The organism is Paenibacillus sanfengchensis (genome assembly GCF_036864765.1).
GTDB lineage: Bacteria > Bacillota > Bacilli > Paenibacillales > Paenibacillaceae > Fontibacillus > Fontibacillus sanfengchensis.
This window is the reverse complement of record NZ_JBAGJC010000013.1, coordinates 109,555-125,536: the sequence shown is the minus strand read 5'-3', so window position 1 is coordinate 125,536 and position 15,982 is coordinate 109,555. Positions and strand designations below refer to the sequence as shown.

Sequence of the window (15,982 nt, the reverse complement as noted above, 5' to 3'; positions counted from 1 at the left end):
ACGGACAGTCTCAGGGTGGACGTCGTACATTCGAGCCAATACCCCCACCTTAACACCTGCCATCGCTTCTTTCACAACTTTTAAACGTTTTTCTTCGTTCAACCTTTTTCCCATACCGATCATCTCCCTTTATTCTAAGTTTAAATTATTGGGTAGGGAGACTCCAGTTTAATTAGGGGGCCTTAGAGAATCTGCATGTTTTTTTCTTGTCCGGACCCCAAATTTGAAAATTCCTGCAAATCTGCAGGAATTTTCGACGAAACCGGCTCGTTTCTCTAAAATCGCTAGAAATACCTGCAGATTAGCATCTTTTTTCGCATCCCCTCGTGAATCGATCTAAATGCCTGCAGATTTGCATCTTTTGGAGTTGGAAGTGTCGGAAGTGCGCTAGGCCCTAAGTTGAAGCGGCGTTTTCTCATTTTCTCCTACTATGATGTCTGATTAGAGCTAGTTTCCCCCTACCCGATAACCGTCAACACAACCATAATTCCGTTGGTTACCCCGTGAATGATAATGGAAGGCCAGATGGAACCCGTACGTTCGTAGGCAAACGCAAAAATAACGCCGCCGCTTCACAGCCCCGGGATGAAAAGGCGCTTCTGCAAGAGACTCTCCCCAATATCAGCCAAAATAATGAGACCACCCGGCCACCGTATCCTAGAGAACCGGTTTCACCGTCTGTCTCTCCACAATGGAATGAGCGATGATTTGGCTGCTCTCCATTTCTCCGGTTTCGATCATGCGAATCAGCTTCCGGGCGGCGATGGTTCCCATGTCGTACAGCGGCTGACGAACCGTGGTCAAGGGAGGGACGACCATCCGGGCCAGTTTCAGATCGTCATAACCCAGAATGGACAAATCCTCGGGAACCCGGATGCCATGCTTTGCAGCGGTGTTAAGGGCCGCGACGGCCATCTCGTCGCTGGTGGCGAAGACCGCGGTAAAGTCGGGGTTGTTCTGCAAAAGAGTCTCCATCGCCTCGCAGCCCTTCTCAAACATGAAATCTCCGTAGGCGATATAGGCTGGGTTTAGAGGGATTCCATGCTTCTCCAACGCTTTCTTGTATCCTTTCATCCTTGGAATTCCGGCGATCTTATCGCTTTTCGTCCCGCTGATGAGGGCGATTTTTCGATGACCCGAATGAATCAGGTACTCCACGGCATCAAAGGACGCCTGGAAGTCATCGACTTTGACATAAGGGACCCGGTACTTGCTCTCGGTGGAGACCAGGACGACGGGGATTTGCATGTCTTCCAGGACTTCGTAGTACTCTTTTTTCAACACTTCACTTGAAAAAATCAGCCCGTCGATCTGCTTTTCCCGCAGGACCTGCAAATATTTCAGCGTTCTTTTACCGTCGAAATCCGTATTGCACACGATCACGCTATAACCGTTATCCTGCGCGAAATCCTCCACCCCTCGGAGAAGTTCGGAAGAAAAATCGCTGGAAACGCTCGGAAACATGACGCCGAGGGTATGCGTGCGTTTATTGATGAGACCGCGGGCGATCGCGTTCGGCTGATACCCGAGCTCTTCAATGGCTTGGTACACTTTTTGCCTGGTCTTATCGGAGTACCCGGGCAAATTGTTCAAAACTCGGGATACCGTCGCAATAGAGACGTTTGCTTTCGCCGCAACGTCCTTAATGGTTGGTTTCATTTCTTTTGACCCCACAGACTACATAATTTGTTCTTACGCCGCGATACAACGTAAACGATTACCCCACATCTTAGAATGTCACTTTCGTTTTGTCAACAAGGCGGGGAGGGAGGTTCGAGAAGAGTATATGAAAATACGGGGAAAAGGGGCGGGAAATGCCCCTCATTCGTGCGGGTTACAGCGGCTTGCCGTTGAGCGTAGGCGGGGGCTCCTGTTCCATCTCCGGGCCGAATTCGTCTACAGCCGCGGCAGGATTGCCATCCTGGTTCCACGCGTCTTTTGTCATAAACGCGCCTTTACGCCCTTCATCGGTCGAATCTTTGGCCCGTGCCTGCTCAAGCCGTTGTTTGGTTTTCTCGGTTTGTTCGTCCATCGGGTTCACCTCCTCTCGGGCATGGTGCATGGTATAAGCATAGTATTTCCAAACCTATCTTTTCTCCAATCTTCACCAATGAATTCTATATGAAAACGCCTCTAATTTTGCGGGTATCCCCTAAATCCGATCTGGCTTAAAATACGCCTGAAGGAGATGATAACGATGTCAGCACAAACTGGCTATCCATTTCAAGATACATCCTTACCGTTAGAGGAACGGGTAAATGATTTGGTTTCCCGTTTTACTTTGGAAGAAAAAGTGGAATTGATGCCTCAGTACCAGGCGGCTGTCGAGCGGCTTGGTGTGAAAGAGTATAAACACGGAACGGAAGCGGCTCATGGCATGGCCTGGCTTGGGGAGGCGACCGGATTCCCGCAGCCGATCGGCCTGGGCTGTACCTGGGACACGGAGCTGATGAAACGGATCGGCAGCGTTATCGGTGATGAAGCCAGAGGGTTCTATCGCCGGAATCCCGAAATCAACGGGTTGACGCTGTGGGCGCCGACGGTGGATTTGGAGCGCGATCCGCGCTGGGGACGCACGGAAGAAGCCTACGGGGAGGACCCGATTCTCACCGGGAAGCTGGCGTCCGCGCTCATTCAGGGGATTCAAGGGGATCACCCCGTTTATTTGAAAGCGGTTGCCACGCTGAAGCATTTTATTGCTAACAACAATGAGGTGGGCCGGGGCGACGCTTCGGTCAGCATTGATCCGCGCAACATGCGGGAATATTACTTGAAAGCGTTTGAGATTCCGTTCAAAGAAGGCGGCGCGCAGTCGATGATGACGGCTTACAATGCCATCAACGGCGTGCCGGCCAATCTGAGCCCGGATGTCAAAGCGATCGTGAAGCAGGAGTGGGGGATGGACGGCTTCGTCGTGAGCGATGCTTTTGATGTGACGGGGACCGTCCGGGATCACGGCTACCTGGATACGTACAAAGAAGCGGTCGCCCGCTCCGTGAAGGAGGGCGGCATCGACAGCATCACGGATGACTCGGCCGTGATCAAGCAGGCGCTGCGCGAGGCTCTGGAAGAGGGGCTGCTCTCGGAGAGCGACCTGGACATCGCGCTGCGCAACACGTTCCGCGTTCGCTTCCGGCTCGGCGAGTTCGATCCGGAGGAGGGAAATCCGTACGCCGCGATCGACGAATCCGTCATTTTGCGGCCGGAGCACGCGGAGCTGTCGCGGGAAGCCGCCGCGAAAGCGGCCGTGCTGCTGAAGAATGACCGCGGCCTGCTTCCGCTGCGGGCAGACAAGCTGGGCAAGGTGGCCGTGATCGGACCGCTTGGCGACATTGTCTACCGTGACTGGTACAGCGGATCGCTGCCTTACACGATTACGCCGCTGCAGGGCATCCGTGAGAAATTGTCGGCGGCCGGGAAGCAGGCCGAGACCCGGTTTGCCGCCGGAACGGACCGCGTCCGCTTGAAATCGAAGAAGACCGGCCGCTACGTGACGGTCCGGGCCGGCGAGCATGCGGCGCTTGCGGCCACGGCCGAGCAGGCGGAAGAAGCCGCGGTGTTCGAGATAACGGATTGGGGCTGGGGCAGCCACACCTTGATCGCGGAAGAGAATAGCCGTTACTGGACCACGGATGACAAGATCGTCAAGGCCTCGGCGGATGTGATTTGGGAGTGGTTCACGAAGGAAGTATTCCTGGTGCAACCGAAGGAAAAAAATGAAGATGCACCGGCGTGCGTGACGTTCTCGACCTGGAACGGAACACCGCTGACGGTGAACGGGGAGACGGGCGAACTGCTGGTCGGCGACGGCCGGGCGGCGGAAACGGCGAACGAGATCAATGTCGCGGGGGCGGCCGAAGTCTTGGGGGCGGAAGTCAAGGTCATCCATGCTGACGAGTTCGAGCTGGAGAAAGTGACGGATAGGCTCCAAGCAGCCAAGGAAGCGGCGGCGGAGGCCGAACTGGCCATCGTGTTCGTCGGCAACCATCCGCTGATCAACGGCAAGGAAACGATCGACCGCCCGGATATCACGTTGCCACAGTCCCAGGAGAAGCTGATTCAGGAAGTGTATGCGGCGAATCCGAATACGGTTGTCGTCGTGGTGGGCAGCTATCCGTTCGCACTGAACTGGGTCGACGCCAACGTGCCGGCGGTCCTGTATACGTCCCATGCCGGCCAAGAGCTGGGCCATGCGCTGGCGGACGTGTTGTTCGGCGATACGAATCCGGCCGGTCGTCTGAACATGACCTGGTACAAATCCGTGGACCAGCTGCCGGAGTTTATGGACTACGATATTATCAAGGGCGGAAGAACTTATCAATATTTTGAGGGAGAAGTCTTGTATCCGTTCGGCCACGGCCTGTCCTATACGACATTCCGTTATGACGAACTGAATCTTGCCGAGGAGCGGCTGAATGCCTCCGGTTCTTCGGAGGCGCAGATTCGCCTGACCTGCCGCGTTACGAACACCGGCAAGCTCCCGGGCGAGGAAGTAGTGCAGATCTACGGGCGCGCCAACCGTTCCCGGGTAAAACGTCCGCGCAAACAGCTGCTCGGCTTCCGCCGGGTGATGCTGCAGCCGGGCGAGACGGCCGAGGTCGAATTCGCCATTCCGGTCTCGCAGCTGGCGATCTGGGATGTGACGCGCGAGCGTTACTGTATCGAAAGCGGCACCTATACGCTTATGGCCGGTGCCTCCTCGGAGAATCTGCCGCTGTCGGCCGGCCTGACCGTGGACGGCGAGACGATTCCTCCGCGTGATCTGAAGCGGCCGACCCAGGCGATCAATTACGACGACTACGAAGGTGTATTGATCGGGGAGGGCACGGAAGGCGGCAGCGCGGTTGAGCTGAAAAGCGCGAGCGGGTGGATCGCATTTACGGACGCGGAATTCGGATGCGGCATAGGGGCGCTGCGCGTGCGCGCGGCCGTCGGCGCGGCGGACTCCGCCGTCGAGGTGCGCCTGGGATCGCCGCAAGGAGCGCTTGCGGGCAAGCTGGCCATGCACACGAACGCGACGAGCGGTTCTCGGGAGTGGAAGGATTACGCGTGCGAACTGAGCGGCGTAGCCGGACGGCAGGACGTGTATCTCGTCCTGGCGGGAGCGGTCTCGATCAGCGAGATCCAATTTTCATAAAGCTCCTGCTGAATAAGGGATGATTGAACCCCGGGCTGATTCTTTTGGAATCCGTCCGGGGTTCTTTTTGTGGGGTGTGGGGTGTGCGGCGGTTGGGCGTCCTCGGGATAAGGGCCCAATGACGTTGCATCAAACCTTCCTTGATGCTGCCCATTTGGGGCCAATCCGCCGCTTCGGCAAGCAACATGTCGAACTTAGATCGTCATCTCCGCCTCTAAACCATGCTAACGGTCGCCACAGCCGTTATTTGCCCTGTTTGCGCTGACTCCAAATTCTAACGGCCGCCACGGCCCCTATTTCATATAAGTATGGCTGTTTTGGTCAAAATGAAGGTAAATAACGGTCCACACGACCGTTAAAATCCCAATACGTGATTCAATCGCAACATAACGGCTCTCACGGCCGTTAGACTTCCTAACTGTAGAACCTGCGGTGCGGTAGGAAATAGCGGTCCTTTTGGGGCCTTATTTTGGGGAAAATCGGGTATAACCCTGCTTTTGGGGCTCGTCGCAGCGAAATAAGGCCGTTCTTGACCGCTATTTCTCTCGCGGAGCCGAATTAGACCGAAATAGCAGCGTCCCAAAAGGCCGCTATTTCGGCGTGCGGGAAGCTAGGGCCATTCCGCTTCACCAATCCACCGGTCTGTAATCCTTCAGAAATACTCCGGTCCAAGGGCGATCCGCGTCTTTGCCTTCATAGATCGGGTCACAGATTCTGGCCGCGGCATCCTCGAAGTCCAGAGGCAATTCGATCGCCTTGCGGGTCTGCACCTTCTCGGGAAATTGGTTGGAAACCCAACCGGGGTCCACGCTAGTCATGAAAATGCGCTCCTTCTTGTACTCTTTAGACATGGTGAGGGTCATCATATTCAGCGAGGCCTTCGCCATGTTGGTGTGAACATGGTAACCGCCTTTTCTTTTCGTCTGGAACCGGCCTTCCGCGGCGGACACATTCACGATGAAGCGGTTGCGGTGGGGGCTTCGCATCATGGCCTCCTTCAGTTTGGTATTGATCAAAAAAGGAGCGGTCACATTGATCAACTGCACTTCGAGCATCTCCATTACAGAGATCTGATGGGACTCCGCCGTCCACGAATTCTGCAATTGCGATACGGAGAGCGCCGGGCTTGACTCCGGTTCCAGCATTTGCGGAATCGGCGGCTTCGCCGCTTCTTCGCTGCCGATCTGAAGGGCGATGCGGGGAAGAACCATCCCGTCGGGCAACCGCAGTCGTTCCTCTCCACCCGAAAGTTGATTTTGAAGCTTCGCTTCTTGGAGCGTCAACGTCTCGTATTCTTCCGGCGTCATTCTTACCGTCTGCGCGGCATTATTGATAATGATGTCGATATAGGGGAACTCTTGATCGATATAGTGGGCAAACCTCTCGACTCTCTCGATCTGGCGAAAATCCAGCCCGTAAATATGAATGCGATCCTTCCAATGGTCGAAATCGGGTTCTTGGATATAACGCTGCAGGGCATCATACGGAAAACGGGTCGTCAAAATCACCCGCGCACCGTCCCGAAGCAGACGCAGTGCCGTATGGTAGCCTATTTTGGTGCGGCCGCCCGTCACCAACGCGGTGAACGCATCCAATCGGTGCACGGCCGTCCGTTTCATTTCATTAAATTCCCCGCAGGCCCGGCACAATCGGGTATAGTGGTCGTGTACGATCGGATTCGGTTCTTTGCATATATAACATCTAGGTTTGCGGCCGTTTTCGGTTTTTTCGGTTGTCATTCCGGGGTTCTTCATCTTACCACCTTGAGAAAAGATTTACATCCATCATAGCATATGTTAAAATTTTCCCACACAGTGGCTTAATTAAGGCGCCTGCCTTTCACGCAGGAGATGAAGGTATCCAATCCTTCCTGTGTAGGGTGATAGTTTAATCAAAACACCCCCCCGCTAAGGGGGAGATGGAGGTCCCACTCCTCCTCACCTTTCTATTTCATGCTTCGGAGAAGCCTTTCATTCGTTCTATCGAATGGAGGGCTTTTTTTGTGCTATTTGCCCAGATTATGTCCAAAATTTAGAAAATGAACCCGGTAATAAATAAGGAAATGTATAACAGAGAGGGAGTAGTCGACCGTGTTTAAAAAGGCAAAAGGGAGTCTATGGATCGGTTTGATCTTGGCGATTTCTCTGGTATTTACCGGATGTGCGGGCAAGGAAAAGACCGATGAAGAAAAAACTGACCGAAGCGATTCAGAAATCGCTTGAAACTTCGCTGGCCAAAGGAGCCGCCCTACCATGGAGTCCAAACTCAGCGAGATCCAGAACTTTGTTACCTCCGATATCTGGAATGAAGGTTTCGTCAACTTAAGCTGGTATGCGAGCAGCGGGGCAGGCAGCACCGGAGAGACTTTGGACATTGACTTCGTGATGTAAAACAGGTATGGACCAAGCTTTCCGGCGAAATCGACACGCTGCTGTATGCCAAGCTGAAAGAGAACCCGCCTAAAGCTGAGGATAAGAGCTACGAGTATGATACCGGTCTGTTTAAACAGTATAAAGAAGCATTCAGAAGTGATGTGGAGGCTTTGGATTCAAAATAATAATCATTTTTCTGAGAATCTTTAGACAGCGTAGGCTTTAAGCCATCACATAAAAGAACCCCAAACGAGAACCCCAAACGTTTGAGTTGAAGTCGGCGTTTGAGGTTCTTTTATTCTTCACGGCACTATTCATCTGCATTCCGGAAATAATAAAAGTGACGGCAGGGAACGTAAATGAATCATTCGACATTGGTTTTTGGAGGGGAGAAGAATAAATGTTGATTTAATGTTAAAATATTGGCAAGATTAGGTTTAGATTGCGTTCGGAATGATCCGGGCGACAAGACGATAAGCGAGTTTTTAGGAGTGGTGTCATGTCAGTTACGATTGAAGATATCGCCAAAGAGGCGCAGGTTTCGGTCGCGACCGTTTCAAGGGTCATCAATAATTCTAAAGCGGTCAGTCCTGAGCTGAAAAAAAGAGTCAATGATGTGATTCAAAAAAGAAATTTCAAGCCTAATTCTTTGGCAAGAGGGTTAATCACGAATCAAACAAACATCATCGGGATCATCGTTCCCGACATTTCGAATCCGGTATTCGGGGCATTGACCAGGGGGATTAACAGCTTTTGCCAACAGAAAGGTTATACTTTAATGGTTTGTGAATCGGGGGGGCAGCAGGAAAAGGAAGTTGAATTGTTAGGTGTTTTGGCCGATAAAAAAGTAGATGGCGTTTTGTTTGCGGGAGTTGATGTTAATTCTGCTTTGGTAGAAGAGATGAAACGGCAAGGATATCCCATCGTATTGGTCACACAAGAAGCTTCGGAAGGAGAAGAGATCATTCACACGGTCATTCATGACAATGTGAAGGCCGTGTATGATGCGGTTTCTTTTTTAATTGAAAACGGACATCATAAGATAGCGTTTATAGGCGGGCCGGAAAACGACTATTCCTCCGGACAGAAACGTTTAACGGGATATAGGCTGGCTCTAAAAGAACACAACATTGAAGTTCCGGCTTCTTATATCGAACATGGAAATTTTTCTTTCGATTCCGGGTATGATTGTATGAGAAAAATATATGAAGAAAATAGTGCCCTGCCAACCGCTGTAATGGCGTGCAACGATGTGATGGCGATCGGGGCCATACGATTTTTAAAAACGGCAAAAGTTTCGGTGCCTGCCGATATTTCCATTATGGGGTTCGACGACTTGGAGTTCGGAAAGTACTTCAGTCCCGAATTGACAACGGTGCGGATTTCGTATTTTGATGAGGGACTTAAAGCGGTCAAGACCCTGTTCAAGCTGATTCATCATAAACAGCAAGCCATACCGACAACCCAATTTATTCCCCATAAAATAATAAGAAGAATTAGTGTGCGAAAAATATAATTAATATTTCTATTGATTTTCACTAAAAATCCGGGGTATAATGTATCCACATCAGGAAAAGGTTTTCCCGATGTGGATACAAAAGCTAGACTTTAACTAAAACAAGGGGGAATTAAAGGTAAAAATGTGTGGTGATTGTTTTGTCTAACGGGAAAAGGTTTTCCTAAAAGGTGATTAAAAGTGGGGGGGTAATTTTTTTAATCATTTAAGAAAGCGCTTCTATTTGTTGGGAACTAACAATTTTACTTCAATGGGGGTTTTTTCATGACATTGTTAAAAGGAAAAAAATTATGGATGCCGTTGGTTGCAGCTTCTCTCGTTTTTTCGTTGGCAGGTTGCGCTGGGAATTCGGCTGAGTCGGAGTCGGAATCAACAAACGCCAAGGAGCCGGTGACCATCACTTTTTCGTTTGACCAAGGGATCGGAAAGCCGGCGCAAACGCTTGTCGATGAATACAACGCAAGCCAGGATAAATACGTTGTCAAAACGAAAATCTTGCCGCAGGACGCCAATGTGGTCCACGATGATTTTGTCAATAAACTGGCCTCGGGCGATAAAAGCGTGGACGTGATGGCTTTGGACGTGGTCTTTGTGGCGGAGTTTGCGGCGGCCGAGTGGTTAACCGATCTAACCCCGTATTTTGATCAGGCAACGCAGGATAAATATTTGCCGGGTACGATTGAAACGGCGACATACAACGATAAGCTTGTCGCTTTTCCGTGGTTCACAAATGCAAGCGCTCTCTTTTACCGTAAAGACGTACTCGATCAATTGGGGGTAGAGCCGCCTACTACGTATCAAGGTTGGATGGATCTGCAAAGCAAAGTGCAGGGGAAGAACGATATTCAATACACAGGGGTTTTTCAAGCGGCGCTGTCCGAAGCGTTGGTATGCAACTGGGTTGAATATGTAGCCAACAACGGCGGAGAGGTCCTGGATGCATCAGGCAAACCGGTTGTCAATTCGGAGAATAATATCGAAGCGACCCAAATCATGCTTGATATGGTCAAAAACTATGCTCCCGAAGGGGTAACGACTTATACGGAACCGGAAAGCGAACAGGTATTCCTGGACGGCAAAGCGCTGTTTATCCGGGATTGGTCCGGATTCTGGAGCCAAGCCAACAAGGAAGGTTCCAAAGTCAAGGATAAAGTGGGCGTTACCGCTTTACCGGTTGGTCCTAAGGGAACTGAGGGGCATTCCACCTTGGGCGGTCTGAATCTGGTAATCAATAAGTACATTGATGATGAACATAAAGAAGCTGCCGTCGACTTTATCAAATATTTGTCCAGCGAAAGCGTACAGAAGAAGATGAATTTGATCGCAGCGCAACCACCGGTATTAAAAGCAGTTTATCAAGACCCCGAAGTTTTGAAAGCGAATCCATTCTACGCGGATTTCTATAACATTATTATGAATGGGAAGGCAAGACCGATGTCTCCTCAATATTCCAGAGTTTCCGATTCGATTCAAACTAACATCCATGCGGCACTGTCGGATCATATCGATATAAAAACGGCTTTGGACAACATTCAAGGCGATCTTGAAGCATTGAGCAAATAAAGAAATTAAACCGGCATGGGCTGCGGGTTGGCACCGGATGTTCCGCAGCCCATGTCATCAGAAGGAGTTAATGAGGGGATGAAGAGTTTACAGCAAAGAAAGGAAACTAGAGATGCCTGGCTGATGATGTTCCCTGCGCTAATTATTTTATTGGTCATTGCGGTTTATCCGATTTTAAGGACATTTTGGTTAAGTCTGCATGAAATGGTGTTAACAGACCCGGGCTCAGGATATCCATTTGTCGGTTTTAAAAATTACTCGGATATATTTCGGGACGGGAGAGCGGGAGCTTCGATTTTTTTTACCTTTAAATTTACGATAGCGACCGTTTTTTTTGAATTAGTCGTCGGCTTTGCTGCGGCGATGATTATGAACAAAACGTTTAAAGGCAGAGGGCTGGTTAGAGCGGCGATTCTTATTCCATGGGCGATTCCGACTACCGTATCGGCCCTGATGTGGAAATTTATATATAATGACCAGTACGGTTTGTTTAATGATGTGCTTTACAGACTTGGGCTGATCGATGGCTACCGAGCTTGGTTAAGTACGGAAAGCGGTACATTTATGGCGCTGGTGATTGCGGATGTCTGGAAGACGGCTCCGTTTATGGCGTTGCTTATCTTGGCGGGGCTGCAAATGATTCCCGGCGATTTGTATGAATCGGCAAAAATCGACGGCGCCAATTCTTTTCAGGCATTCGTAAAAATTACTTTACCGATGGTCAAGAGCACCGTGCTCGTCGCTCTTCTTTTCAGAACGATCGACGCGTTCAGGGTATTCGATTTGGTTTCCGTCATGACCGGCGGGGCAAACGGTTCGGAAAGCGTATCTTTATATGCTTACACCCACCTCATGAAGTTCCTGAATTTCGGCTATGGTTCGGCGCTGTCCGTTCTGATCTTCTTAGTTGTATTTGCCATTAGCTTAATTTATATGAAATCGATCGGCAAAAATCTTGCCTAAAATATATTCGGAAAGGGGGAAGGTTACGGTGGATCTTAAGGTATCGAGAACGTTCAAGTCAAGCTTGTTATATGTGCTGGTTTTATTGTTTTTAGCCTTCATTTTGCTGCCCTATATCTGGCAATTTTTAACGTCAATCAAACCGCTTGCGGAGATATCGGCTATTCCGGCCAAATGGATACCGAGCACTATTAACGTAGAATACTATTTTAATGTATTCCAGAAACATCCGTTTGCCAGGTATTTATTGAACAGTGTGATTGTTGCTACGATCACCACCGTTGTAAGCATTTTAATCGGCGCATCGGCATCCTATGCCTTGGCGAGACTGCGCTTTAAAGGAAAAAAAGTCATCCTGCTGTCGATCCTGACGATTTCTATGTTTCCGACGATTTCCACAGTCAGCCCTTTATTTTTAATTTTGAAAAATATGAACCTGCTAAATACTTATGCCGGATTAGTTATCCCTTATACCACATTTGCCTTGCCTATGGCGATCTGGTTATTAACGAACTTCTTCAGTCAACTGCCGAAGGGGTTCGAAGAAGCGGCAACCATCGATGGTTGTTCCAGACTGCAAACTTTTTTCAGAATTATGCTGCCGCTCATTAAACCCGCCACCTTTTCGGTAGGCCTGTTGGTTTTTATCAATTCCTGGAATGAGTACATTTATAGTTTAACTTTTATGACGGATGACAGCATGCGCACGGTACCGGTGGGGATCGCGTTGTTTCCCAGCAATTATGAACTGCCATGGGGTGACATGGCGGCGGCATCGATTGTGGTCACGGTTCCGCTTATCGTGTTGGTTTTAATCTTCCAGCAGAAAATCATCGCCGGCTTAACCTCCGGGGGAATTAAAGGATAAAACAGCAAAGGGAGAATGAGGATGAGTAAAATTAAATTTGGTCTTATCGGTTCAGGATGGAGAGCCGAATTTTACATTCGTATCGCAAAGGCCCTTCCCGAGAGGTTCGAATTAACCGGGGTGCTGATCCGCAGCCGGGAAAAAGGGGAAGCGTTCGCGCGGAAGTTTGGAGTTAACGTCGTCCAGTCGCTGGACGAGCTAATGAAGGACGAGCCCGATTTCGTGGTGTTATCCGTCAAAAGAGGTATTGTTACCGATTATCTAATCGATATATTTAAAAAGAGGATCCCCGTCTTGTGCGAGACCCCGCCGGGAGAAACGGTGGAGGCCTTGGAAGAGCTGTGGGAACAAGCCAATCAGTATAACGCCAGAATTCAAATCGCCGAACAATACTTCGTACAACCGTTATATGCCGCTTGGTTAAAAGTGATCCAGGACGGTAAACTCGGGGAAATCAGCAATATCAATCTATCGTCCCTGCATGGGTATCATGGCGTCAGCATTATCAGGAAGTATTTGAACGCAGGATTTGAAAACTGCATGATCTATGGGAAAAGGTTTTCCTTCGATGTGACGGAAACCTACGGACGTGAAGGTATGGACTTTGACGGGAAGATTTTTTCCTGTACCAGGGACCGTTTGACTTTGGAATTCGACCATGGAAAAGTCGCGTTTTTTGATTTTTCCGATCCGGCGCAATACCACTCGTTTATCCGTACCCGCCAACTGACCGTGCAAGGCGTAAGAGGGGAGATCGACGACTTGACCGTTCGGTATCTTACGTCCGACAACGTGCCGGTAACGCAGGAATTAAACCGCATCGACTTAGGAAAATACAATAATCAGGAATGGTCCCACAACGGAATTATGTTGGGTGAAGAGTTTGTGTACAGGAATCCGTTTGCGAATGCCCGATTGAACGATGATGAAATTGCCGTGTCCACATGCCTGGATCGGATGGGTGAATACCTGGCCACGGGAACCGAGTTTTATTCTTTAAAAGAAGCGCTGCAAGATACTTATATTTCTTTGATGATGGACACGGCGCTTAAAAATCCGAACCAAGAAGTAAGAACTTCAACAAGAATATGGGCGAAGTAGGCGGATTCCGGGGGGACTGACATGTTTAATTTTGATCATCGCATCGAGCTTAAAAACAACGTAAACGATCTGTTCATGGCGGGAGAAATTCTGATCGATATGATCTCCGCGGATTATAATGATGATTCTACAAGCGGTACTTATCATCGTTTTTTTGGCGGGTCGCCCTCCAATATCGCGATGAACGCGAAGAAATTGGGGATACGGGCGGTTGTTGCCTCGGCTACGGGGGAAGACGGGCTAGGCTCTTTTTTAATTCATGAATTAGAAAACGCCGGAATCGATACGGGATATGTTCAAAGGGCGGCGGATTATTCCACAAGCATGGTTGTCGTAACCAAAAGCCGCTCCACACCGATTCCTATTTTTTACCGGGGCGCGGATTATCATCTGTCTTACACCCCGGAGCTTGAAGAGGGTTTGAAAAACTCCAAAATCGTACATTTTTCCTGCTGGCCCCTATCCAGAAGACCGGCGAGAGACACGATTGAAAAGATCATAGCCACCGCCAAAATGAATAATTTATTGGTCTGTTTTGATCCGAACTATCATCCGATGCTGTGGGAAGACGGTGAGGATGGCGTCCGATATGTGAAGTCGATCATCGGGAAGGTGGATATTGTAAAACCGTCCGAAGACGATGCGGAAAGATTGTTTGGAAAACAAACTCCAGAACGTTATCTGGAAACGTTTCTGAAGCTTGGCGCGAAACTCGTCATCCTGACCTTGGGAAAAGACGGCGCCCTGGTTTCCAACGGTACGGAAACCGTCCGCTTCGACACCTTGGCCACCGAGGTGGCGGATACGACGGGCGCGGGAGACGCTTTTTGGTCGGGATTTTACGCGGCGGCGGTAAAAGGGTATACCATAAGACAAGCCTTGGCCCTGGGGTTTGCGGTCAGCGCATATAAGTTGAAATATACCGGCGCCATTGTCGATTTGCCAAGGCTGGAAGTCATAAAAAACATGTATGGATTATAGGAGGAGAACAAGTGACCGTCCAAAACCAAGTGCAGCTGATCACGTATCCGGACTCGTTAGGAGGTGATTTAAAGACGCTCAATCGCGTTCTTTCCACGTATTTTCCGGATGTTTTTAAAGGCGGGGTCCATATTCTTCCGCCGTTCCCTTCTTCGGGAGACCGGGGGTTTGCTCCGCTTACGTATCTGGAAATTGATCCGAATTTCGGTACCTGGGACGATGTGAAAGCGATTGGCGAAAACTTTGACGTATTGGTTGATTTGATGGTGAATCATATTTCGCGGCAGTCGGAGTATTTTCAAGATTTTCTCCAAAAAGGCCGGAAGTCCGAGTACGCTGATTATTTTATTACGCTGGATAAGATTTGGCGAGACGGAGAACCGGTACAAGCGGATATTGAAAAAATGTTCTTGCGCAGACCGCTGCCGTATTCAACGTTTACCATCGAGGAAACCGGCCGGGAAGAAAAGGTGTGGACGACATTTGGAAAAACCGATCCTTCCGAACAAATCGATTTGGATATCAACTCGCCGAAGGTCAAGCAGTTGTTTACCGACTTCTTTATGCATTTTAAAAGGCATCATGTAAAAATTGTGCGTCTCGACGCTGTCGGTTATGTCATTAAAAAGTTGGGGTCGAGCTGCTTCTTCGTGGAGCCGGAAATCTACGAATTTCTCGATTGGATCAAAGAGCTTGCCGACTCCCTGGACATTGAACTGCTTCCGGAAGTACACGCTCATTACTCCATCCAGTACAAGCTGGCGGAACACGGCTATTGGATCTACGATTTCATTTTGCCTTATCGCATACTGGAGGCGTTAATCGATAAATCCGGCGAATCGCTGAAGCAATACTTGAAGACTCGGCCGCTTAAACAGTTTACGATGCTGGACTGCCATGACGGCATTCCGGTCAAGCCGGATTTGGACGATATGCTGGATACCCGAGAGGCGAGAAAATTAGTCGATACCTGTCTGGAAAGAGGGGCGAATCTCAGTCTGATTTTATCGGACGAGCATAAAGCCGAGGATGGTTTTGATGTTCATCAAATTCGGTGTTCGTATTATTCCGTTCTGAATGGCGATGACGATGCCTATTTGGCTGCCCGGGCGCTGCAGTTCTTTACGCCGGGCGTACCCCAGGTCTATTATGTCGGACTGCTGGCCGGGGAAAACGATCTGGAAAATGTGAAAAAAACCGGGGAAGGGCGGGAAATTAACCGCCACAACTTTACCCTTGGGGAAATCGAACAGGCTTTGGAAAAAGCGGCGGTTCAGAGATTGTTGAAGCTGATCCGGTTCCGCAATGAACATGAGGCGTTTAACGGGGAGTTCCAAGTGCTTGACTCCGCGGCGGATGAAATCCGGCTTTCCTGGCAAAAGGATGAAACGCGGTGCACCTTGTTCGTTGATCTTAAAACGAATCAGTCGGTGATCGATTACACGGATGAACATGGAGCTATGAAACAATATTTTGTATAA

Annotated in this window: 13 protein-coding genes, 1 tRNA gene and 1 pseudogene; 11 read left to right on the top strand and 4 right to left on the bottom strand. The window is 49.7% G+C overall.

Annotation, left to right across the window (positions count from 1 at the left end):
- Positions 1-458 precede the first annotated feature (458 nt).
- From V4U84_RS21810 to V4U84_RS21800, 3 genes and pseudogenes are all read right to left on the bottom strand, one after another.
- Positions 459-566 (bottom strand): annotated as a pseudogene (locus tag V4U84_RS21810) (CPBP family glutamic-type intramembrane protease); the annotation flags it as partial.
- 91 nt (positions 567-657) lie between these two features.
- Complete coding sequence (locus tag V4U84_RS21805; protein ID WP_334077969.1) at positions 658-1,659, bottom strand: LacI family DNA-binding transcriptional regulator; 1,002 nt, start codon at positions 1,657-1,659, stop codon at positions 658-660.
- A 175-nt stretch (positions 1,660-1,834) separates the two neighbouring features.
- Positions 1,835-2,032 carry a hypothetical protein gene (locus V4U84_RS21800; protein ID WP_334077968.1) on the bottom strand — a complete coding sequence of 66 codons (198 nt, stop codon included), beginning with the start codon at positions 2,030-2,032 and terminating at the stop codon, positions 1,835-1,837.
- A gap of 165 nt (positions 2,033-2,197) precedes the next feature.
- Between V4U84_RS21800 and V4U84_RS21795 the strand changes: the two genes are divergently transcribed.
- A complete protein-coding gene (locus V4U84_RS21795) occupies positions 2,198-5,137 on the top strand; it encodes a glycoside hydrolase family 3 protein (RefSeq protein WP_334077967.1) in 2,940 nt (979 codons plus the stop codon).
- A 626-nt stretch (positions 5,138-5,763) separates the two neighbouring features.
- Here V4U84_RS21795 and V4U84_RS21790 read toward each other — a convergent pair.
- Positions 5,764-6,891, bottom strand: coding sequence for an SDR family NAD(P)-dependent oxidoreductase (locus V4U84_RS21790; RefSeq protein ID WP_334075051.1), 1,128 nt, complete (start codon positions 6,889-6,891; stop codon positions 5,764-5,766).
- Between the two features lie 54 nt (positions 6,892-6,945).
- On the opposite strand from V4U84_RS21790, the gene V4U84_RS21785 reads away from it, so the two are divergent.
- From V4U84_RS21785 to gtfA, 10 genes are all read left to right on the top strand, one after another.
- Positions 6,946-7,015 (top strand) — tRNA-Glu (locus tag V4U84_RS21785).
- Positions 7,016-7,227: 212 nt separating this feature from the next.
- Positions 7,228-7,359, top strand: a complete 132-nt coding sequence (locus V4U84_RS21780) for a hypothetical protein (protein WP_334075052.1) — start codon at positions 7,228-7,230, stop codon at positions 7,357-7,359.
- 30 nt (positions 7,360-7,389) lie between these two features.
- Positions 7,390-7,527 (top strand): hypothetical protein, encoded by a 138-nt coding sequence (locus V4U84_RS21775; RefSeq protein ID WP_334075053.1) that lies wholly within the window; start codon positions 7,390-7,392, stop codon positions 7,525-7,527.
- A gap of 481 nt (positions 7,528-8,008) precedes the next feature.
- Entirely contained in the window at positions 8,009-9,025 is a 1,017-nt protein-coding gene (locus V4U84_RS21770; RefSeq protein WP_334077966.1) for a LacI family DNA-binding transcriptional regulator, read from the top strand.
- Between the two features lie 264 nt (positions 9,026-9,289).
- Positions 9,290-10,588 carry an ABC transporter substrate-binding protein gene (locus V4U84_RS21765; protein ID WP_334077965.1) on the top strand — a complete coding sequence of 433 codons (1,299 nt, stop codon included), beginning with the start codon at positions 9,290-9,292 and terminating at the stop codon, positions 10,586-10,588.
- A gap of 78 nt (positions 10,589-10,666) precedes the next feature.
- A complete protein-coding gene (locus tag V4U84_RS21760; RefSeq protein WP_213508146.1) occupies positions 10,667-11,551 on the top strand; it encodes a carbohydrate ABC transporter permease in 885 nt (294 codons plus the stop codon).
- Between the two features lie 73 nt (positions 11,552-11,624).
- Positions 11,625-12,419, top strand: coding sequence for a carbohydrate ABC transporter permease (locus V4U84_RS21755; RefSeq protein ID WP_334077964.1), 795 nt, complete (start codon positions 11,625-11,627; stop codon positions 12,417-12,419).
- Positions 12,420-12,440: 21 nt separating this feature from the next.
- The gene (locus tag V4U84_RS21750) at positions 12,441-13,520 is read left to right on the top strand and encodes a Gfo/Idh/MocA family protein (RefSeq protein WP_334077963.1); all 1,080 of its coding nucleotides are present in this window, start codon (positions 12,441-12,443) and stop codon (positions 13,518-13,520) included.
- A 21-nt stretch (positions 13,521-13,541) separates the two neighbouring features.
- Positions 13,542-14,501, top strand: a complete 960-nt coding sequence (locus V4U84_RS21745) for a carbohydrate kinase family protein (RefSeq protein WP_334077962.1) — start codon at positions 13,542-13,544, stop codon at positions 14,499-14,501.
- 11 nt (positions 14,502-14,512) lie between these two features.
- The gene (gene gtfA, locus V4U84_RS21740; protein WP_334077961.1) at positions 14,513-15,982 is read left to right on the top strand and encodes a sucrose phosphorylase; all 1,470 of its coding nucleotides are present in this window, start codon (positions 14,513-14,515) and stop codon (positions 15,980-15,982) included.